The organism is Prolixibacter sp. DSM 2831 (assembly GCF_056493735.1).
This window is the reverse complement of record NZ_CM151379.1, coordinates 2675563-2697022: the sequence shown is the minus strand read 5'-3', so window position 1 is coordinate 2697022 and position 21460 is coordinate 2675563. Positions and strand designations below refer to the sequence as shown.

19 protein-coding genes are annotated in these 21460 nt (G+C 45.3%); 6 read left to right on the top strand and 13 right to left on the bottom strand.

What is annotated here, in order from left to right:
* Positions 1–138 precede the first annotated feature (138 nt).
* Both AC060N_RS11000 and AC060N_RS10995 read right to left on the bottom strand, forming a co-directional pair.
* Positions 139–576 (bottom strand): hypothetical protein, encoded by a 438-nt coding sequence (locus AC060N_RS11000; RefSeq protein ID WP_479523840.1) that lies wholly within the window; start codon positions 574–576, stop codon positions 139–141.
* Between the two features lie 451 nt (positions 577–1027).
* On the bottom strand, positions 1028–1897 hold the full coding sequence (locus tag AC060N_RS10995) for a phospholipase D-like domain-containing protein (protein WP_479523839.1): 870 nt from the start codon (positions 1895–1897) through the stop codon (positions 1028–1030).
* A gap of 109 nt (positions 1898–2006) precedes the next feature.
* Here AC060N_RS10995 and AC060N_RS10990 point away from each other — a divergent pair, with 109 nt between their 5' ends.
* Positions 2007–2129, top strand: coding sequence for a hypothetical protein (locus AC060N_RS10990; protein ID WP_479523838.1), 123 nt, complete (start codon positions 2007–2009; stop codon positions 2127–2129).
* A 132-nt stretch (positions 2130–2261) separates the two neighbouring features.
* Here AC060N_RS10990 and AC060N_RS10985 read toward each other — a convergent pair whose 3' ends face one another.
* Together AC060N_RS10985 and AC060N_RS10980 are read right to left on the bottom strand one after the other, a co-directional pair.
* Positions 2262–2699 carry a hypothetical protein gene (locus AC060N_RS10985; protein WP_479523837.1) on the bottom strand — a complete coding sequence of 146 codons (438 nt, stop codon included), beginning with the start codon at positions 2697–2699 and terminating at the stop codon, positions 2262–2264.
* Positions 2700–2956: 257 nt separating this feature from the next.
* Positions 2957–3574 carry a transposase gene (locus AC060N_RS10980; RefSeq protein ID WP_479523836.1) on the bottom strand — a complete coding sequence of 206 codons (618 nt, stop codon included), beginning with the start codon at positions 3572–3574 and terminating at the stop codon, positions 2957–2959.
* 507 nt (positions 3575–4081) lie between these two features.
* Here AC060N_RS10980 and AC060N_RS10975 point away from each other — a divergent pair.
* A complete protein-coding gene (locus tag AC060N_RS10975) occupies positions 4082–4996 on the top strand; it encodes a carboxypeptidase-like regulatory domain-containing protein (protein WP_479523835.1) in 915 nt (304 codons plus the stop codon).
* Positions 4997–5254: 258 nt separating this feature from the next.
* Here the strand turns inward: AC060N_RS10975 and AC060N_RS10970 are convergent, their stop codons facing one another.
* Positions 5255–5650, bottom strand: coding sequence for a GxxExxY protein (locus AC060N_RS10970; RefSeq protein WP_479523834.1), 396 nt, complete (start codon positions 5648–5650; stop codon positions 5255–5257).
* Between the two features lie 280 nt (positions 5651–5930).
* Entirely contained in the window at positions 5931–6665 is a 735-nt protein-coding gene (locus AC060N_RS10965) for an outer membrane beta-barrel protein (RefSeq protein WP_479523833.1), read from the bottom strand.
* Between the two features lie 209 nt (positions 6666–6874).
* On the opposite strand from AC060N_RS10965, the gene AC060N_RS10960 reads away from it, so the two are divergent.
* On the top strand, positions 6875–7756 hold the full coding sequence (locus AC060N_RS10960) for a hypothetical protein (RefSeq protein ID WP_479523832.1): 882 nt from the start codon (positions 6875–6877) through the stop codon (positions 7754–7756).
* Positions 7757–7783: 27 nt separating this feature from the next.
* Here AC060N_RS10960 and AC060N_RS10955 read toward each other — a convergent pair whose 3' ends face one another.
* The 7 genes from AC060N_RS10955 to AC060N_RS10925 all read right to left on the bottom strand — a co-directional run bounded on the left by AC060N_RS10955 (position 7784) and on the right by AC060N_RS10925 (position 17711).
* Positions 7784–8560: a hypothetical protein gene (locus AC060N_RS10955; protein ID WP_479523831.1), complete on the bottom strand. Its 777-nt coding sequence runs from the start codon at positions 8558–8560 to the stop codon at positions 7784–7786.
* A 208-nt stretch (positions 8561–8768) separates the two neighbouring features.
* Entirely contained in the window at positions 8769–9197 is a 429-nt protein-coding gene (locus AC060N_RS10950) for a hypothetical protein (protein ID WP_479523830.1), read from the bottom strand.
* 72 nt (positions 9198–9269) lie between these two features.
* Positions 9270–10340 carry a patatin-like phospholipase family protein gene (locus tag AC060N_RS10945; protein WP_479523829.1) on the bottom strand — a complete coding sequence of 357 codons (1071 nt, stop codon included), beginning with the start codon at positions 10338–10340 and terminating at the stop codon, positions 9270–9272.
* Between the two features lie 179 nt (positions 10341–10519).
* Complete coding sequence (locus AC060N_RS10940; RefSeq protein ID WP_479523828.1) at positions 10520–11773, bottom strand: porin family protein; 1254 nt, start codon at positions 11771–11773, stop codon at positions 10520–10522.
* Positions 11774–12220: 447 nt separating this feature from the next.
* The gene (locus tag AC060N_RS10935) at positions 12221–12814 is read right to left on the bottom strand and encodes a hypothetical protein (protein WP_479523827.1); all 594 of its coding nucleotides are present in this window, start codon (positions 12812–12814) and stop codon (positions 12221–12223) included.
* A gap of 139 nt (positions 12815–12953) precedes the next feature.
* Positions 12954–14231, bottom strand: coding sequence for a DEAD/DEAH box helicase (locus tag AC060N_RS10930; protein WP_106543819.1), 1278 nt, complete (start codon positions 14229–14231; stop codon positions 12954–12956).
* 564 nt (positions 14232–14795) lie between these two features.
* A complete protein-coding gene (locus AC060N_RS10925) occupies positions 14796–17711 on the bottom strand; it encodes an FAD-binding and (Fe-S)-binding domain-containing protein (RefSeq protein ID WP_479523826.1) in 2916 nt (971 codons plus the stop codon).
* Positions 17712–18108: 397 nt separating this feature from the next.
* On the opposite strand from AC060N_RS10925, the gene pta reads away from it, so the two are divergent.
* The 3 genes from pta (at position 18109) to AC060N_RS10910 (ending at position 21431) form a co-directional block, all read left to right on the top strand.
* On the top strand, positions 18109–19101 hold the full coding sequence (gene pta, locus AC060N_RS10920; RefSeq protein ID WP_479523825.1) for a phosphate acetyltransferase: 993 nt from the start codon (positions 18109–18111) through the stop codon (positions 19099–19101).
* 71 nt (positions 19102–19172) lie between these two features.
* Entirely contained in the window at positions 19173–20153 is a 981-nt protein-coding gene (locus AC060N_RS10915) for a 3-hydroxyacyl-CoA dehydrogenase family protein (protein WP_463230763.1), read from the top strand.
* Between the two features lie 72 nt (positions 20154–20225).
* On the top strand, positions 20226–21431 hold the full coding sequence (locus AC060N_RS10910) for an acetate/propionate family kinase (protein WP_479523824.1): 1206 nt from the start codon (positions 20226–20228) through the stop codon (positions 21429–21431).
* Positions 21432–21460 lie beyond the last annotated feature (29 nt).

The following is a 21460-nucleotide window of genomic DNA, read 5'->3' as shown; positions in this document are numbered from 1 at the left end:
TACCGCTTATGTGTGCTTCTTTATCTGTGTAATCCAATAATCTGCGTCATCGTGGTTCAGACAAAGAGACGCAAGGGGTTGCGTCTCTACGGCAGTGCAATGTAGGCTAACAGCTTAACCTTTCATTTTCAAATCGGGTCATTCAGATGCATATTTTAAATTTGCCAATATCCTTTTAACGATATCTGTCTTAGGTTGAATTTTATCTACCTCATTGTAGATTGTCGTCACATCAATTCCGTCATCGACAGGCATTTTAAATTGTTGAATGATCCAATCGATGTCGACCTTTGGATCATTCTTCGACATCTCAATTGCTTTTATTGTTTGCGTTGTATTTTCTTTCAAGAAATAGAATAGATTCCAGTTAGCTGCCTCTGAGAATTCTGCATTGTTTTTGCATTCAGGCCGATATGCTCGTAGGAACTTTACAATCATTTCAGCCGTCAAGTTCTTTTGATTTTGTCTAAGTTCCTTAATTACGGAAATATTACACAAACAACTGTCAGGCTCGTTTTTTTGCCCAAACGCATTAACAGCTAGCGTTAGTAAGATTATGGTGAGTAATTTTTTCATATTCTCCTTCTATCTTGTGTTTTGCATTCTGGTTAAATTTAACAAAATGAATGAATCCGTGTCGCGGGCATTTCATGTTTTTCAGGATGGGGTAACTGTCTGAACCGGGATTACGCTGATTGAAACGGTGTAGAGACGCAATGCTTGCGTCTCATTATTCGTATGGTTCGGAAGTGCTGCAAATTAATGGGGATGGTGTCGCTTATGTGCAGTGTCTTTTAATCTGTGTAATCCAATAATCTGGTTAATCCGGGTTCAGACAAATGAGACGCAAGGCATTGCGTCTCTACGGGCGCTTTGTTCGGAAGTGCTGCAAATTAATGGGGATGGTACCGCTTATGTGTGTTTCTTCATCCGGGTAATCCAATCATCTGGTTAATCCGGGTTCAGACAAAAGAGACGCAAGGCATTGCGTCTCTACAGAGATATTGTAAATCGTTTAAAACGTACTTTATCTGAGATTCTCGTATACCCAATCTTTATAACCATTAATTTCGGAAGCGAAGTCCACGATTCTGTCTGCAATCCAATGTTTCTCATCCTTATATACGTATACTAGGTCATAACTTTTTAAGGAACTTTCAGATGTGGCCCAGATTGAATCAGAGTATCCATTGCCGCCTTTTTGCAACTCAACTTTTAGACCATTGATTTGCGGAAGCGCTTCAGGATGCTCGTTTAAGTAATCGTATTCTTTACCTGAAAGAATACCGGATATTCTGAGGAAATTTTGTTTTGCATTCCATATAAAGCAGGAATAGTTATTAGATCGTGTATTTACGTCAATAGATCCATTGTTTTGTCTGACCCGGATTCTGGAGCCCAACTTGCTCGACAAGTTTTTCTCAATATATCCTCCTAAATCAAAATCAGCTTCCTCTTGTTGGTCTGGTTGGGGAGCCTTCTGAGTAAAATCGATATTCAAATATCGTTCACTAAAATCAATCAGCTCCTGGTATTCCTCTTCTGTTTCTGTTGCATAAGCCAATTCCAGTGAATTGATTTCTGAACTTAAAAGCAAATTCATGGACGATACAATTGCATACTTTTCGTTCAGGTAGAGCTTGCAATGTAGATCGGGAATAGCTGAATAATCAATGCCTAATTCATTCAGCTCCTGAAATGATGTTTGGTTCGTTTTGTCATCACGGATGATGAATTGGAAAGGTATGTTTCTTCTTTTTAGGTTATCAAATTTCTTTAAGAGTTTATACCACTTCGATATTTTAACGTAGGGTGAAACGATAATGACAAACTCGTCACTTTCTTCAAACAGTGTCATTATCTTACTTGAAATCTCGCTAGGTTTAATGAATTTCATCTGATGTGTATATAAAACAGTTCTTTATTTCTTAAAACGTCTTGTCTTCTGTCGCAAAGCGAATGTGAAGGGTAATATTGATTTGGATTCGGGCGCCAAATTTAACAAAATGAATGAATCCCTGTCGCGGGCATTTCATGTTTTTCAGGATGGGGAAATTGTCAGAACCGGGATTACGCAGATTAACCAGATTGTTGGCGATGGCGTTGTTGGGAACGTGGTAGAGACGTAGCATTGCTACGTCTCTACGATCGCCATGTTCGAGGCCGGGAATAATTGAATGGTCGTTGCCAGAGACGCAAGGCATTGCGTCTCTACGAGAGCGATTTTGAATAACAGCTTAACCTATGATTTTCAATCCGGTTTATTCAGATGCATATTTTAAATTTGCCAATATCCTTTTAACGATATCTGTCTTCGGCTGAATTTTGTTCACCTCGTTGTAGATTGTCGTTACATCAATTCCGTCATCGACAGGCATTTTAAATTGTTGAATGATCCAATCGATGTCGACCTTTGGATCATTCTTCGACATCTCAATTGCTTTTATTGTTTGCGTTGTATTTTCTTTCAAGAAATAGAATAGATTCCAGTTAGCTGCCTCTGAGAATTCTGCATTGTTTTTGCATTCAGGCCGATATGCTCGTAGGAACTTTACAATCATTTCAGCCGTCAAGTTCTTTTGATTTTGTCTAAGTTCCTTAATTACGGAAATATTACACAAACAACTGTCTGGCTCGTTTTTTTGCCCAAACGCATTAACAGCTAGCGTTAGTAAGATTATGGTGAGTAATTTTTTCATATTCTCCTTCTATCTTGTGTTTTGCATTCTGGTTAAATTTAACAAAATGAATGAATCCGTGTCGCGGGCATTTCATGTTTTTCAGAATGAGCAATTGTCAGAACCCGGATTACGCTGATTGACCAGATTGCTGGCGATGGCGTTGTTGGGAACGTGGTAGATCGCCATGTTCGAGGCCGGGAATAATTGGATGGTCGTTACCCGAGCCGCAAGGCATTGCGTCTCTACGGGAGCATCGCTCAAGGCCGACAGGTTATTCAAACCCACGGCGGTGTTTCCGTGTGGTCGTCATCATCGGTTTGTCCCCATTGCGCCGGGTTGTTACGAATGTATTCACGGATACGCATCCAATCATTGTTATCACGGATGATATGATCGTAGTAACGCGGTTGCCACGCAAAGTCAGGTTGTGATAGTCGTGCGCGGCGCGTTACCGATGATTTAAATCCGCGGATCACGGACGGCAACGAGCCCCGTTTGGGTGAAATATTGGCCATGTGTTGGTTTTTTAATGATGGTCCGGAATGATTGGATTGAAATGCCTGCGTTGTTGGTAGAGACGTTGCATGCAACGTCTCTACGATCGTTCGATTGTCGGCCGGATTTTTCAATACAACAATCCCATGTGCATGGTTCGGCATGATGACAAATTCATCCAATTGAACAAATGGGAAATGGTTGGGAATTTCTTGCCAATGTTGATGGGCGATTTCCCCCAATTCCGACAAATGCATTTTTCCATTCCGGACGGTTCCGAAAAAATGTGCTTTCCCGGCGGTACAAATGGTGATAAAATAGGCCGCTTCATTGCGGTAATCCCACCAATTGGCTCGTGCAGTAAGAATACGGTATTGTTGGCGGTAGTGGTCGGACATGTATAGGTTCGGCTGGTTCGTTAATGAATATACCGATTTTATGGGAAATACGGATAGGTTGGCAATGTGTTTTTGAGAATGATGATTGTGTTTCTTTTAATAAATATTGTCTGTTTTTGATTCGATGTAACTAACTGTTATTGAGTTATTGTATTGTTTTTGAAAAAAATATCGAAAAAATATTTACAAAAGTGTGATAGCTTTCATCCCTTTGTTTGCGGGGGATAGGGACGAATGAAAAGCTAAATTGGAAGTTACTGTTTTGGATATGGATAAGGTTTTTGAAAATCAGCAGACAATAAACCTTTTTAGCCTGCCGTTTTAAGATGACAAAGACCCGTTCCTTCGGACGGATTTTCTCCCGATAAATGACTTAAATACAGCGTAATTAAGAAGTGGAAGAGGTATGTGTGTCAGGGTATGCTGTGTCGTATCGGCTTGACGGATGGATAGATGTTTGTCATCTATTATACAATTATTTATTAACTCGATTTAACTTGGATGATTATGAATCAAAGAAAATTATCTAAACTGAAGTCGTACCAGGTAACGAATGATTACCTGACGGCTAATGAGGGCAAGGTATCTGGCCTGCCGAATTATTCTACGTACAAAACCACTTTGAGTGAGAACATTCCCAAATTGTTAGCCTTTTCAGCGAATCAATCGGGGAATATCACCGGTATTTCCGACGAGAAGAATGTGCTGAAGCAGCGGTTGGGAATACTGGCGTATGATACGTCGACCCGTTTGGTGGCGTACGCCCGTCAGAACCAATTACCAACGTTGCTGAAGGAAGCGTATTTCACCGAAAGTATGCTGAAGAAAGGAGCGGATGCGACGGTGCGTGACAGTTCGCGGAATTTGTATAACCTAGCAGAACCGTTGCTGGAGCAGCTGGCACCGTTTGGTATCACCGCCGAAACGCAAACCGCATTGAATGATGCTATCGAAGCATTTGCCAAAGCTATCCCGGTGAAACGGACGGTGGTGAATGAACGGCAGGACCAGTCATCGGAGTGTGATCGGTTGTTCGACGAAACCGACGCGGTGTTGATGCAGATTGATACGCTGGTGGATATGATTCGGCAGGCGGAACCTGATTTTTATGTTGGGTATCGCGGGGCCCGTATGGTGATCGATCCGCGCACCGAGATATTATCGGTGAAAGGCGAGGTGGTCGAAGCCGGAACCCTGGTGCCGGTAACGGGAGCCAACATCGAATTGATGCTGTTGCCGGTGAATGGTCATGCGCCGTTGACGAAGAAGAGCGCTGAGAAGGGTGGCTTTCGCATCAAATCGGTGACACCCGGTAACTACCAGATGAAAGTGTCGAAGTACGGTTACACAGAGCAGGTGTTGGATGTCGCCGTCAATTCCGGCGAAACGACCAAACTCACCATTACCCTCGCCAAAAATTAGCCCCAAAGAAAAGCCCCGTTGTTGCGGGGCTTTTTTTGTGAATCGTCTGAACCCGGATTACGCAGATTAATGGATTACACAGATGAAGGCCGCGTTACCTATCCAATGTCGTTTGACCAATCAACAAATATCTTGAAACAAACAGCGGTGCACACACCTGATAGTACAGATAAAGCTCCAACAGAGCTCACATAATCCATTTAATCTGGATAATCTGTGTAATCCCGGTTCAGACAATTTCATCCGTGTCATCGTGGTTCAGACAGTTTCGTTGTATTTCGAGTTAAGTAATCTTTTAAACTGCAAACTTTTGCTACCAAAATTGATGAGTAATCCTACCTCGATATGATAAGCTTCCAGGTAGTTTTTAGCTTGCGCCAGATGAACATCCTCCAATTGAGTGATAGCTTTTAATTCGACTGAAATGTGTTCTTCCACCAGGAAATCGACACGACGGGTCCCGATGTGTTCCTCCTTATAATAGATAGGCATTTCAAATTCCCGGTGAAAGTTCAATCCCATGTTATGCATTTCGATTTCCAACGCCCGTTGATAGATGACTTCCTGAAAACCGTTTCCCAGTGTCTTGTGCACTTCCATGGCAGCACCGATAATGTCTCGGGTGATTTCCTTGTATTTGTAAGTTTTGGTCATGGTTATTGGATTTGTGGTTAGTTGTTAGATTATAAATTTAATAAAATGAATTAACTCAGCTATATAGGCAGGGATGTTTTGTTCTACCGGTCCATTATTCAGGAGTGCTGTCAAATCATTTGAGATAGTGCAGCTCTGTTGCAGTGTCTTTTCCATCTGTGTAATCCATTAATCTGCGTAATCCCGGTTCAGACAGTTTCATCCCGGTTCAAACAAAAAGAGACGCGATGATTCGCGTCTCTTGAGTTAGGTTATTGGTGGTCGAGTTTGGAATTATTTTTTAATGCCAGTTAAACCGGTAGCCAACATTCAGGCTGAAGGTCTGGTTATAATAATGCATGGGATTAGGGATGAGGTCGCGGCCATAAGATTTGCCTACGGTTCGGTTCCAGATAAATTCGATAAGGATATCGCCCGGCTTGTCCTTCATCGACCACAAGTAGCCGGCGCCTACAAAGTATCCGGGTTCGGTATCATTGGCCCCCCGGTTATTCTCGTAGGTATAATCGGTTCCTCCAACAGTCACCTTTCCTTTTTCCTTTGAGTTGAGCAGTTTGGCAAACGTAGGACCGCCCTGCAGGTACAGTTCGTTTTCCTTTACCGGGAAATAGATTTTCAACGGAACATCCAGCGTCAGGTAGTTTTGAATCCAGTTGATGCGGCCATCCACCGGTTCGAAATCCTGCAAATCGTTGTTCCAGTGTTGGGTGGCATTAATGCGGTTACCCTTTTGGATATACGATGTCCCAATACCCAATGATAGCAAGTTGCTGAAACGGAAATCGAGTACGCCACCAAAATTCATTCCGGGCTTTAAGCGGTTGCTGGCGGGGTTATTGGCGTAAAAGTTATCCGGTGAGCTTCCGTTTAGATCGGTTTCGCTTTGCACATCTTCTCCATACATGTTCGCCAGGGTGAGTCCTCCTTTCAGCGATAAGCTAATTCCTTTTTTGTTGTCTTGTGCCTGGGAAACGATAGGCAGAATCAATAATAACAGCAGCGCAGTTTTCTTCATGATAATAGATTAGTTTATTATCAGATGAAGAGCGAGGCAGGATGGTTGCTTATTCAGATAAATTTATCTTCTTTATTCGTTTATCCCTTCCCGTCAGGTAAATGAAACTAATTCAATTTTTGCCGATACTTATTTGTGTGGATTAAATTGTCTTTTCAGAGGTATTCATCTAATTTTATTGGTGTTGCGTCAATCGTAAACCGCCTGGCATGAAGAACAGGTTGACCATATGGATGCTACGATGGGTTGTTCTTGTGGTTTTCCTTGCGGGCTGCAGCAAGGATGAACAGGAAGAGGATAGCCAACCTGATAACGAGGTTGTGGAAGCCTCGTGGATGAAATATTCCCCCATTCGCTGGACGCACAATGGAAATCCGTATGAGTCGACCTGGTGCATGGTCTATAGTGACGGAGCCGACGCTTCAATGAAGCAGCGGGTTGGCGCTTATGCCGATGAGAAGTTTTTCGAAATACTTGATTTATTTAATGTGCAGGATAATTCCATTTTGCACTTCCCGCCCGGCTACAACAAAATAGACGTGTACATTAATATGTACCACGAAGAGAATATTGCTGCTGCCTACTGGGGCTCTATTTTCGAGACCATTCGATCGTCTTCGGCAGACTTAAACCTTTACGATTATCTGTTTAAGCATGAACTAACCCATGAATTCGAATTTTTGATTGAGGCGGCAGTCAATCTCGGAACAGATGTTTGGTTTAGCGAGGGAATCGCCATTTACGGTGGGGGAGGATTGAACGGTATCCGGGACCTGGCAGATTTGGAAAACTGGATAGCCAATCATGCCGATGAACCGGGTGGAGGTAATCCGATTCATATTCATGTATGGGACGACTTTCCGCCGAATGCCGATATAACAGCCTATTACTACAACGTATTCGATCTGACCATGCGCTATATTCTCGACGAAAAGGGATTAGGAAAATCACCACTGGATATTCTGGAACTGTTTACCGATATCCGGAGCGGTGTTTTGTTTGCCACCTCATTTGAAACTCATTTTGGTATCAGTTTGAATGATTTCGAGACTCGTTACTACGATTTGATGAGGGACTATCTGAATCAGTAGAATCAGACAGCAACAATTGGACACAAATCATTCGACATTCGCTGGCTCCTTTCTCAGGAGTTGTTTATCCCTTCCCGTTAGGTAGACGAAACTAACCACGGCGAGGATTAAGCTGATACTAATCATTTCCGGTGAGCCCAAAAACATATTAAACCGGTCGGGCTCGGTTATGCTGGTGTTCGTTTCGACAAAATACAGCCGGTTCCCGAACATCACCATCATCCATCCGAAATGTAAGGCCCACGAGTACCCGATATGCCCGTTGAGAACGATTAGGCAGTTCCGCACGAAGGCTACCAGGAACAAGGTGGTTAGTGTTGTTAGTTCGAGCGTTCCCCGTTGCAGGAATATCCATCGGTAGAAGGCGAAATGAGCGACAGCAAAGAAAAGGGCCAGGCCGCCAGTGGCTAATAGCGAATTGATTTTCCATTTGCGAATAAGGAGATAGAGTGGAATCGCGCCCAGGATGATCTCTTCGTTCAGAATGTAAAAGATATCGTGGAAATAGTTCCGGCAATTGGTGAACTGAATGGCTGTCATGTGCCGGTTACCGATGTGTTGGATGAGCAGGATGGAGGCGACAATCATGATGAACGCCAGCAGAACTGTTTTGTGGAAGGTGGTGTGAGATATTTTGGTACCGGTCACCCGGCGAAACTGTTTACCCCAGATGAGGTAACTGAAAAACAGGATGAGCACCGTCCCGATGGAGGAGTACCACCAACCGTTGAAGTAGTAATAGGAAAAGAGCAGGTAAGAGCTCAATAGCAGGATGGTTAATATGGAATTCTTTATCCACTTCATCAGCATTTTCTAATCGAATGAGGTCACTTTTTATTTCCTGTAAACCAGTACTCAAATAATGAAATAATCAGGACAAACGGAATGAATATTATCAGTGCTCTGCCTGAATAGGCACCGGTAGTTTTGGGATCGATTTCCCGGGAGAACCTCTTCATTCTTCTGTTGAATATTTTCCAATAGCTGTTTTCGGTTTGCATGTCACCAATCTTTAGGATGTAAGTTTTTGTTTCCTCGAAATCCATTCGAATATCCCAATGGCCAGCAACGAACCGACGGCACTTGCCACAATATCGTATACGTCATAATAGGTACTGGCTCCCCACATCGGTTTTAGTTCTTCAATGGTGAGTATGATGAATACAATTGTAGAAGCGAGGTAGGCCAGTAGTCGTCCGTGCGGGGGTTTCCGGTTCACGATAGCATTAACGAAAGCCAGGCTAATGAGCAAGGCGGCCAGGAAGTTGGGAAAACATCCGGTCAGGGTATCCAGAAACGGCTGGTCATGAAAGGCCGGACGAAGAACGGATTTATTGAAGGAGACCAGTCCGAACAAGATAGCCAATAGAAAAGCATTCCCGGCCAGGATTCGTTTTCGGCCTTTTACTGAAAACCGTGGTGTAGGTTGGGTTGCATTCATAGAAAAGCTGTTAGAGAGAAGTAAGTTATCAAGATTTCCCGAGATAATCCATGTTGAAATATAGGAACCGGTTTATGAATCAGGCGTGTTCGCTATCAGCCGGTCGATGAAATTATCCAGGCTGTACTGCTCATGGTTTTTCTGGGCTGCCTTTAATGCTTCCTGTCCGGCTTCTTTCAGCGCGTCGATATTAGCTGGCGATGCGTCAGCCATATCTTTGGAATAGGTTCGTTTATCCTGCGGCACATCGACTCGTTTGTAGTTGTACTGATGTTCTTCGGCCAGCGAGCCAAACAATCGTTTCATCTGGTAGTCGACGGTGTCAAAGCTGCCGTCCATCATGATGTCGGGCATCGATTTAGCCCATTTGAGCAATCCCCAGTTGCCGCTTTTCTCCGATGCCGGGAAATCGACCTGTCCGCCGCCCGTCCCGATAGAGAGTATCAGCATCTGGTCAGCTGAGGGATAAGCGACCTGCGGGAAAACGGTGTTCCGGCATTCGGCGTAGCCACACATGGTCGGGTTGTTGGCATACACGCCGCCATCGATGTTCACCATCTCCTTTCCGGTGACAAGATTTTTAATCAAAGCAGAGGGAAAGTACGTAGGAGCCGCTGATGTGGAACGGGCCACATCTTTCACATAGAACTCCCGTTGTTTGTTTTCCGGTTCGCGGCTACTAAAGAAGAAAGATGATTTGGCGGCCAGGTCGTAGGTGGTCACGAGACACGGCTTCACCAGTTCGCTCATTTTCAGCTCACCGAACTCTTCGGTAAAGATTGATTCGAGATTCCGGGCCGTATATTTGCTGGCGTTGTACAGCTGACGCAAACCAAACCACGGATAATGTTTGGAGGCATTGAAGATGCGGTATCCTTTTTCGGAATAAAACTCCAGCGCCTGTGAAGCCTTGTATTTGGTCTGTGGTTGGTCTTCTCCTTTGTCCGGATTGGGCGTCAGGTAAAAGCAGGTAAGGATTCCTCCGGTGCTGGTCCCGATAATAAAATCGAAGAGGTCGGCCAGTCGGGCATTCGGATTACCGCTCTTTTCGATGTATTGGTTTTCGATGTATTCCAAAACCGTAGCCGGAATCATGCCGCGGATGCCGCCACCGTCGAGCGATAGGATGCGCACTTTCTTCATGATGAGGTTAATTGGTTGGAGAGTAAATTTATTGAATTAATGCTATTCCGGCAAAGCAGAAGAGTAGGAAAGGGGATGTTTCTCAATAGAATATAAGATTTCTAAATTGCGAAAGTAAAATGATTCAGTGGAATGCATACCGGGACGATTTAAGTTCATCCCGGTATACATTCAAAGGATTAGAAGCGGTATCCCAACAGGAAATAGTACTGACTAAGAGGAGAACTTAGCGTAACATACGGGGAAAAGCCTCCGGTTCGTTTGTACCGGGCATCTAAAGAGAAATGATGGTATTGCATTCCGATTCCTCCGATATAACCAACATCGTGTTTTTTAATGTCATCCAGTCCTTTGCTTTCTGTTGTTTCGAATCTTCCCACATCGGTCTTGTGGTTTGTCTCGTCGATGATGATACCATTGGAGAAACCTGCATTGATATACAGATAGCAACTTTTTACCGGGTATCGGAATCTCACCATGTTATTCAACGATAGGTACGAAAAGGCAAACTCAGCATTGATCTGTTCGGTATAGTAGATATCGTGGTAGTACCCATTGTAATCGGTTGACAACTGGTATGAGTTGTAGTTTAGTTCGTTGTATATCGACCATTTACCCTGGCTGCGGGGTAGAATGAAATCGAGGAACAGACCACCGGTTGGATTGACTGATGGCGATATATCGGCACTGGTCAGATAAACCATATCATTTCCGCCAAATTTAACCGTGGAGATAGTGGCTCCGGCCACGATTCCATATTCAACGGAACCTTTATCCTTTTTCTTTTGGAATTTTGGTGCCGTCGAAGATTGTTTGTAGTAGGCAAGGAAGAGGTTTTTCAGACTGGTCTTGCTATAGTCTGTTCTCTGAATTTGTTGCCGAACGGAAGGAGCGTTATTGAAGTACAGTACCAGTTGCCCGACATATCGTTTATTGATACGGACTTTATTTTCTTTGTTCGATTTATACACATTATATACCAGCAAATCGTATTGGCCATTCCGTCCAATGTAGAAGTTCTCAATTCCCCGCCGGTTCTTCAGGTAATACAAACTTTTGTCGCCTTGTATCAGGGTTTGCAGAAAGGTGGTATCCGTTGCTGTTTTTAGTTCTGTTTCGTCGCCCAGGTTGCCGGCCTTTCTCGAACTGACAGATGATTTTACGACGGCGCTCACATAAACTTCGCTGTTGGCTTCGAATGATCTAATTTCGAGTGGGCTATATGTTGTTGAAGTCGTTTTTCCTTCCTGTCTGAATGTTATCTTATCCGGATTCTTATCCCAGTTTCGGTAATCAATCTGCCCATGCAGCGTATCGCCTTTGGTGGTGACGACGTAACCGGGGATAAAATTTTGTTGTGAATAAGCATTCAGCGAAAGAAAGGTTCCCAGCATTAGAATCGCCAGGGATTTGAGCATTTTTGTTGTCTTCATAGGATTATTAGTTGTTAATATTCATAGAATTATCTTGTTCGTTAGAGGAAAATACAGGAGATGATTGCTATCGTATCCATGCATGGATATTTCGCAGGTTGGTTATTGCAAAAGAGATGATACAGAAGGTTAGGCATGGATGATTCTCTCCTTTTTATATACGCTGTTATACCGTTTTAATAGAAACATATTCAAAATCACAAAAAGGTCAGTTCAGTAGGCGAGGGTAGCTTAGTCTTCTACAATAATAATCATTTTTATGTTTTATTGGTAAACTTCTCCCGGATAAGGGAACAGATTGGTTATGTTCTTCAGCTTATTTTCACAGAATGTATGTCTATCACACTGGCAGAGGTGCCAATTTAGTCTACCGAATAACAGTCAGCATCTTTTCGTATGACATGTTTCTACCGGTAAGGATGGTAGCCGGCTGCTGTTGGTGAAAGTTTAGTTTTTATGCCTGTAATACCGGATATGTCCCGGCAGGATAAAAGCAACCAGCCAGCCAATGGCTTCCATCAGCAGTTGATCGGTTAACGACAGCAAGGATGCCGCATAAGCCAGTATCCCAAAGATGATGCCTCCGGCCAGGAGAAAGGGATACTTTAGAATACCACCGCTAACGACAATAGCAAAGGCAATAACGACCATGAAGATGGGATGCTGCAGTTCGAAATTGATCTGTTGCAGCACGTTATACTGAATGAGGTTAATGAGCACCAGGCTGACAAGCAGGGAGACCCAAACGTACCGGATGTAAATTTCCTGTTTGGCTACCGGCTTGGCCTGTCGCAGAAGGTAAAAGATGGTGATGATGAAAGCAATTGCTCCCAAAACGATGCCCAGGTTTCCCAACAACGATTGTGTTCGGGAAGCCACCAGAATCTTTTGGGTGAGGTAATTCATCGCATAGCTGTAAAACATCACCCAACCCCAAAGGATGAGTAGTGCTCCGGGGCGAAATACAAAATGTTGAATAAGCCGTGATAATCCGGAAAAAACTTCAACGGGTTGCTCTTCCTGATGCTGTTCTGATTCCATGGTTTGCTGATTTAGTTATTTGTTGATCAAAGAACTAAGTTAGCTATTTTCCTAATAAGACGTAGCTATAACAAGGAGAAAGCCCTTCCCGTTTGCCAGAGGCCGGGAAAGGCTTTTATCTTTTTCTTTTTGTATTCTCTTACGAATTCCGTTTCTGCGGGTAACTCCGTTTTCGTTTGGGGCGGCTATTGCTACCTTCACTGTTGTTCCGGTTGGTTTGCCGCTGGCGCTGAAACGAGCGTTGCGGTTTGGCCGGTTGTATGGCTGGCGCTTCGCCTTCCTCACTCAAATACGGATGTTCTGCTACGACCGGAATATTCTGAGCGATCAGCTTTTGAATATCACGCAGGTACGCTTTCTCTTCGGTATCGCAAAACGACATGGCCATACCACTGGCGCTGGCTCTTCCGGTACGTCCAATACGATGAACGTAGGTTTCGGGAATGTTCGGCAGGTCATAGTTGATAACGTGCGACAGCTCTTCCACATCGATACCGCGCGCGGCAATGTCGGTGGCTACCAGAACGCCCATCCGGCCGCTCTTGAAACTTCCCAGTGCACGCTGTCGTTGTCCCTGCGTTTTGTTTCCGTGAATTGCTCCGGCATCAATACCGGCTTTCCCCAGTATCCTGACAATCTTGTCTGCTCCGTGCTTCGTCCTTGTAAACACCAATGCCGAATCGACCGACTCGTTCTTGAGCAGGTGCACCAGCAATTTGGATTTGCTCTGTTTGTTGACGAAATAGACCGATTGCTCTACCTTTTCGGCGGTAGTTTGCTTGGGCCGAATAGTGACCTTCTGCGGATTACCCAGGAGCTTATTCGACAGCTTCACGATATCCGGTGGCATGGTGGCCGAGAAGAACAGTGACTGCCGTTTCGCCGGCAATTGAGCGATAATCTTTTTAATGTCGTGGATGAAACCCATGTCGAGCATTTGGTCTGCCTCATCCAACACAGAGTATTCAATATCTTTTAAGGAAATATATCCCTGGTTCATCAGGTCGAGTAACCGACCGGGTGTGGCAACCAGAATATCGACGCCTCTTTTGAGCGTTTGAACCTGCGGGCCTTGTTTTACACCGCCAAAAATGACTGCATTACGGATACCGGTATATCGGCCGTAAGTGGAAAAACTTTCCGCGATCTGAATCGCGAGTTCCCGCGTGGGGGTAACAATGAGCGCTTTGATTTTGCGCTGTCCGTTATGTTGTTTCCTTTTTTGATATAGATGCTGCAAAATCGGAATGGCGAAGGCGGCGGTTTTGCCGGTGCCGGTTTGTGCACAACCGAGCAGGTCTCTTCCTTTCAATAAAATGGGGATGGATTGTTCCTGAATCGGGGTGGGTTTTGAATATCCCTCAGCAGTAAGTGCTTTCAGGATAGGTTCAATAATCTCTAATTCTTTAAATGTCATATATTTTCTGTAAATCAAGGCGGCTAAGGTAGTGTAATTAATCGGATTTAATGTAACCCGTAGATTAAGGTGGGAAAAGGTGAAATATTAACCCCTATTCCGAAGTATCGGGACCAAAGGGGACTTAACCACTTTGATTGTAAGTGCTGCAAGTTTGATACTATATTATTGCCTTCTACAAATCCAATGAAAGCACTACTGCAACACTCACTCACTGCCTTAAAGCCCCTTCAGGGGTTTGGGGTGAATTAAATTTTCAGTCAACTCATGATTGAAACAACCCCTAGCCCGAAGCCTCGGGACCCTGAAGGGGACTTAAACACTTCGATTGTGGTTGTTGTACGTTACGAACATCTGGCTTTTTTGTCAACCAACTTTACACCCCTAAATCCCCTAAAGGGGACTTAATCGCTTCGATGGTGGTTACGTTAAGATATTATTTGTATCGTCCTGTTGATACGAAGATTAAAAGTACAGTCGTGACAACTATTTATTGACTTAAAGCCCCTTCAGGGGGTTGGGGTGAAAAAAAGCCGGGTTGAAGTGTCCCGGCTTTTGTATGTCTTACGCTAATGCGTCGTACATGACTTCGATAGGGTGAATGGCTTTCCGGCCCGTGCCGTCTTTGATGTGGTGGCGGCAACTGGTTCCGGGAGCAGAGATAATGGTTTCACCGGCTGATTTCCGGACTTCCGGGAAGAGCACCATTTCACCAATCTGCATTGATAACTCGTAGTGTTCTTTTTCGTAACCGAACGAACCGGCCATTCCGCAGCACCCCGATTTGATTTCGCTCACCTGGTAATTGGGCGGCAGCGAAAGCATCTGCTTGGTTGGGGTCGTTGAGGCCACCGCTTTCTGCTGGCAGTGTCCGTGCAGTTTGATGTCCCGCTGTGCGGTGGTAAACTGCTCTGCAGTGATGTTGCCTTTTTCCATTTCGCGCACGAAGAACTCTTCGAACAGCAGGGCATTCTCTCCCAATGAAACCGCAGCCTCACGCAATGACTCGTCTACCAGTTCGGGATATTCGTCCCGGAAGGTCAGAATGGTCGACGGCTCGATGCCAATCATTGGCGTTTCATCCGAAATCTTATCCTTCAGCATGCGCACATTGTCGTTAGCAATTTTCTTCGACTCGCGCATAAATCCTTTCGACAGGAAGGTACGTCCGCTCTCGCGATGCTTGGGAATCTCTACCGAATATCCCAGTTTCGTTAGCAACAGAATGGTTTTAATACCGATATCCGATTCCTGGTAATTGGTGAATTCATCAGCGAAGAGGTATACTTTGCCTTTTGTTCCTTCCGGTTGCCGGTTTTTATTGGCCCAGCCTTTCAATGTTTTGCTGGTAAATGCCGGCATCGACCGTTTCGGATGGAAACCGATAAGCCTTTTGGTGAGCCCCATGTTCATGTTCCAGTTGGCCAGTGGCGCAACAGCCGAAGCCAATCCACTCATGCGGGGCAACCAGGCAATCAGTTTCGAGCGAAGCGGTGCTCCGTGCTCGTCGTAATAATATTGTAGAAACTCGGCTTTGAATTTCGCCATGTCAATGTTCGACGGACATTCTGCTTTACAGGCCTTACAAGAAATACACAAGTCGAGCACCTGGTAAATCTCCGGATGGTCGAGCGGTTTATCGTTCTCGGAATGGTGCAGGAATTCCCTCAGAATGTTGGCGCGTCCACGCGTCGATTTGTCCTCGTCGCGGGTAGCCATGAACGTTGGGCACATGGTTCCGCCCACTACTTCCGATTTACGGCAATCGCCCGAACCGTTACATTTCTCTACTGCCCGCAGAAATCCTTTCGTCGACGAGAAGTCACTCACGGTTTCCACTTCCGGATAGTGGTTGTTGAGGTTGTACCGGAGATTTTGCGTAATGGGCGGTACATCCGTAATTTTTCCCGGGTTGAGGATATTCCACGGGTCCCAGGTTTTCTTCAGTTCCTTGAAGAGCCCGTAAATCTCGTCACCGAACATGAATGGGATGAATGAACCGCGCAGGCGGCCGTCACCATGTTCTCCCGAAAGGGAACCCCGGTATTTTTTAACCAACTCGGCTACATCCTGTGCCAGTGTGGAATACAGCTCCTGATCGTTTTTGTCTTTTAAGTTGAGCAACGGACGCAGATGGATTTCCCCGGTAGCGATGTGCGCGTAGAAAACGCACTGCAATCCGTGACCATCGAGCACCTGCTGGAACTCGGCCATGTATTCAGGTAGTTTGTCGGGACTAACCGCGGTATCTTCAATCACGGTCGTACTTTTCCGGTCGCCCGGAATATTGGAAAGCAATCCCAGCCCGGCCGTACGCAGGTTCCACACCCGTTGGATTTGTTCGTCACCAAAGATAAGGGGGAAGTGGTAACCGTAACCAGCCTCTTCCATATCTTTCACCAGCGCCTTGTGAATGGCTTCAATCTCTTCTTTGGTTTCCCGCGCAAATTCAATTACCAGCACGGCTTTCGGTTCGCCTTGCAGGAAGAACCTATTCTTGCGTTGCTCGATGTTCTCTTTCGTGCACTCAATAATAATGTCGTCCATCATTTCGATGGCGCCCGGATTGTGTTTTAGCGCGACAATGTTTCCACGGAAAGCATCTTCCAGGGAAGAAAAGTGCGCTGCTATTACGCCTTTTACTTTCGGCGGAAGCGGAATTAAATTCAGCTTGATGGAAGTTGAGAACGCAAGTGTTCCTTCGGAGCCGGCCAGCAGTTTGGCTATATTAAATGGTACTCCGTTACCGATGAATGGGTCGGTATCCATCAGAATATCGATGGCGTAGCCCATGTTTCGGCGGGTGACGCTCTTTTCCGGGTACACCTCTTCGATTTTCCTCCGGGTATCTTCATTCTCCAGCATCTCTTTCAGGTGGAGATAAATCTTCGTTTCCAGTTGTTCCGGGTCACCGGCACACTTGGCTTCAAATTCTTCTTTGCTCAGCGGACCGAAAGTCACTTCCGAGCCATCGGCCAGGAAAGCTTCGACTTCGAGAATATGGTCGCGCACACTTCCGTAGATGAGCGAGTGGAGACCACAGGAGTTGTTGCCCAGCATACCACCGATACGGCAACGGTTGGCTGTTGAAGTCTCGGGTCCGAATTGCAATCCGTAAGGTTTCAGGTAGAGATTCAATTCCGCCAGGTTAACACCCGGCTCCACGCGCACCCACTTTTCCTCCTGGTTGAATTCGAGGATGCGGTCCATGTGTTTGGAAATGTCCATCACGATGCCGCTGCCCACGACCTGTCCGGCCAAAGATGTTCCGGCAGCGCGGGGAATGACAGAGAGCTGATTCTCCCGGGCGTATTTCAAAATTCGACTGATATCAGTTTTATTCTTCGGTATGGTAACGGCTATCGGCTTTTCCCGGTAGGAGGAGGCATCAGTTGCATATATGACGCGATGTACCTGATCGGTAAATAGTTCGCCCTCCAATTCACGGGCCAGTGATTCGAATGGTTCGGTACTTGACATGTTTTAATGATTTGGTGAAGCTAAGATACAAAAGATCGGACACGCATGGTTCAAATTATTTATACTCATTAAACGCATTGAAAATTAGGGATAAGAGTGAGGTTTTGGTAATTTTGTTTGACAATTAAAGTTGTCATACAACCTACCAAAACGTCGTAAAATTGAATATTTAACGAGACCATTTCTAAAACATGACGAACAAACCTGACGATGTGAAAAAAACGAAGTAGCTTGAATCAAATGAGAATGAGATGGTAAAAACCCAACATTCGTTTGAATAAGTTACCATTCATTAACGAAAACATGACTTTGTTACATTTTAAGGACAGGCTATTTTCTGTAATTTTGCAGTAATTTTTGAAAGTTGAAGTCAAAAGTTTTAAACTACATATAGTAAATGGAATTATTGAATCAGATTAAAGAGCAGGCCCGGAAGTTGAACCGGACAATTGTCCTGCCGGAAGGAGAGGAGATTAGAACGCTAAAAGCCACGGACATTATCCTGAAAGAAGGAATTGCCAAAATTGTGTTGTTGGGCGATCCGGGTAAGATTGCACACGAGGCGGAAAAGTGTGGCGCGAAAATCGAAGGAGCGGAAGTCATCAATCCGAAGACGAGCGGCAAACGCGATACTTATGCCGATATAATGGTGGAAATCCGGAAGAAAAAAGGTTTGACCAGGGAAGAGGCGTTGGAAATGCTGAATGATCCGTTGGTGTATGGTCCGATGATGATCAAAGCAGGCGATGCTGACGGCGAGATTGCCGGTGCTATTAATGCGACTGGTGATGTATTACGTCCGGCGTTTCAGTTTGTAAAAACAATGCCCGGTGTGAGTGTGGTTTCCGGAGCTTTCATGATGTTTTTAAAAGACAAATCATTTGGTCACGATGGCGTGCTGGTATTTGCCGATTGCGCCGTAATGCCTGATCCGGATGCGCAACAGCTAGCTGAAATTGCGGTAACTACCGCTAAAACTGCCAACGCGATTGTTGGCATGGACCCGAAAGTAGCCATGCTTTCATTCTCGACCAAAGGAAGCGCTAAACACGACCTGGTGGACAAAGTTGCTCAGGCGACTAAGTTGGCGAAGTCGATGGCACCCGACCTGAAAATTGATGGCGAGATGCAGTTGGATGCTGCCCTGGTGAAAGAAGTAGGCGAACTGAAAGCTCCGGGAAGCGAAGTGGCCGGTCAGGCCAACGTGTTGGTATTCCCTGGACTGGAAGCCGGAAACATTGGTTACAAGCTGGTACAGCGTTTGGCTGGCGCCGAAGCGGTTGGACCGGTATTGCAGGGCATGGCAGCTCCCATCAACGATTTGTCACGCGGTTGTTCGGTAAGCGATATTGTGAACATGGTAGCCATTACCGCTAACCAGGCACAATAAATAAGTAGTAGTTTGAACTTCCCGGAAGGGAAAAGTCTACATAGATATTTCATATTTGATTTCGATATAAAATGGCAGAAATTCAGGTCGAGCCCATTGAACTTTATGGACTCAGTCAGAAACAGCAGATTAAGACGCTGTTTTCGAAAATAGGAATTGTTGGATGCGGCAGTGTAGGGCAGAACATAGCCCGGATTGCCAGTGTGTACGGCATTGAAGTTGTATTCATCGAGCTTTCGGAAGAAAAGATTCAGGAAGCGTACGACCAGATGAGCAAAACGCTCGATCAGCGTATCAACAACTGGGGGATGACCCAAGGCGAGAAGAAGGCAATCATGGCTCGCATCAAGGGAACCCTGGACTACAAAGAATTGGCTGATTGTGACTTTGTCATCGAAGCGATTCGTTCACAGTCTCATGAGGAACGCAAAGTGGATGAGCGGAAAGAAGTCTTCCGTCGCATCGAGGAAGTGGTGAGTCCGGAGTGTATCATTGGTACCAACTCGACGACCATTATTATTACCGAGCTTTCTTCAGAACTGCAATACCGCGAGCGTTGTGTGAGTCTGCATTTCTTTGTGCAGTCGCCTGAAGCCCGCGTATGTGAGGTGGTAAGAGGATTGTACACGTCGGAAGATGTGTACGAGAAAGTGAAGAAGTTTGTCACGATGGTGAACCGGATGGTGATTCCGGTAGAAGAAGCTGCCGGATTGATTTCGATTCGTCTGTTTTCATCTTTGTTGAACGAAGCTTGTGAGGTACTGATGGAAGGCGTTGGAGAACTTCCCGACATTGACAAGGTGATGAAAATTGGTTTTGGAATGCGGTTCGGTCCATTCGAACTGGCCGATATTCTCGGACTGGATAAGATGGTTCGCTGGATGGAGAATTTGTACAACGAATTTGGCAGGGCCAAATACAAACCTTCTCCGATTCTGAAACGACTGGTTCGCGCTAAGCGCATGGGCCGTGAGGTCGGTGCAGGATTCTATACCTACGACGAGGATGGGAATATTATCGATAACGGGCATTTCAAAACATTCAATGTTTAATTCGCTGCGGCGGAGTTTTACCGGCAATCAAGCATGAATCTAGTGCTGCCGGAACAAAAAGAAAACAATCAAATGAAGATATTAGTACTTAATTGCGGAAGTTCATCCATCAAATACCAGCTCTTCAACATGGCTGATCAGCTAGTGCTGGCCAAAGGTGTTGTGGAAAAGATTGGGATGCAGGGCTCCTTCCTGAAACACGAGAAAGAGTCGGGCGACAAAGTGAAGTTCGAAGGTGAAATTCTCGATCACAAAATCGGGATTGAATATGTGTTGGGCGTTTTAACCAGCCAGAAACACGGATGTCTTACGGGCCTCGAGGAAATCAATGCGGTAGGCCACCGTGTGGTTCACGGAGGTGAAGCCTTCAAAGGCAGTGTTTTCATCAACGATGAGGTGATTGAAGAGATGGAGCGATGCGTAGAGCTGGCTCCGTTACACAACCCGCCTAACCTGAAAGGTATTTATGCAATGCAGGCTTTATTGCCTGAAGTTCCCCAGGTGGGAGTTTTCGATACGGCTTTCCATCAAACTATGCCGCAGCATGCTTACATGTACGGAATTCCTTATGCGTTGTACACTAAATATGGTATTCGTCGTTACGGTTTTCACGGAACCAGTCACCGCTACGTGGCACGCCGGGCTGCTGAGATTTTAGGTCTCGATCAGGAGAACTCGAAGATTATCAGCTGTCACCTTGGAAACGGAGCATCGGTTTGTGCCGTGAAAAACGGTGAATCAGTCGATACTTCGATGGGATTCACGCCGGTTGAAGGTTTGATCATGGGAACCCGAAGCGGAGATATCGATTTGGGAGCCGTGACCTTCATCATGGACAAAGAGAAAATCGGCACCAAGTCAGCATCCACGCTGTTCAATAAACATGCAGGAATGTTGGGAATCAGCGGCGTTTCGTCCGACGCCCGCGATATCGAAATTGCTGCATTGGAAAATGGAAATGAACGTGCCCAGCTGGCCATGAAGATGTATGATTACCGTATCCGGAAGTACATCGGTTCGTATGCGGCAGCCATGGGAGGCGTTGATGCGCTGGTGTTCACTGGAGGAATTGGTGAAAATGCCGATATCACCCGTGCAGGAGTTTGTGAAGATTTGGAATTCCTCGGCATCGAAATAGATGAAAACCAGAACAACGGACTTCGTGGCAAGGAACAAGTCATCAGCAAAGAAGGCTCACGTGTAAAAGTGATTGTCGTTCCAACCAACGAAGAGCTTGTCATTGCTATGGATACCGAAACCATCGTCAAGAATCACTGATTAGGCAAAATATGAAAGCGTCGGAATAA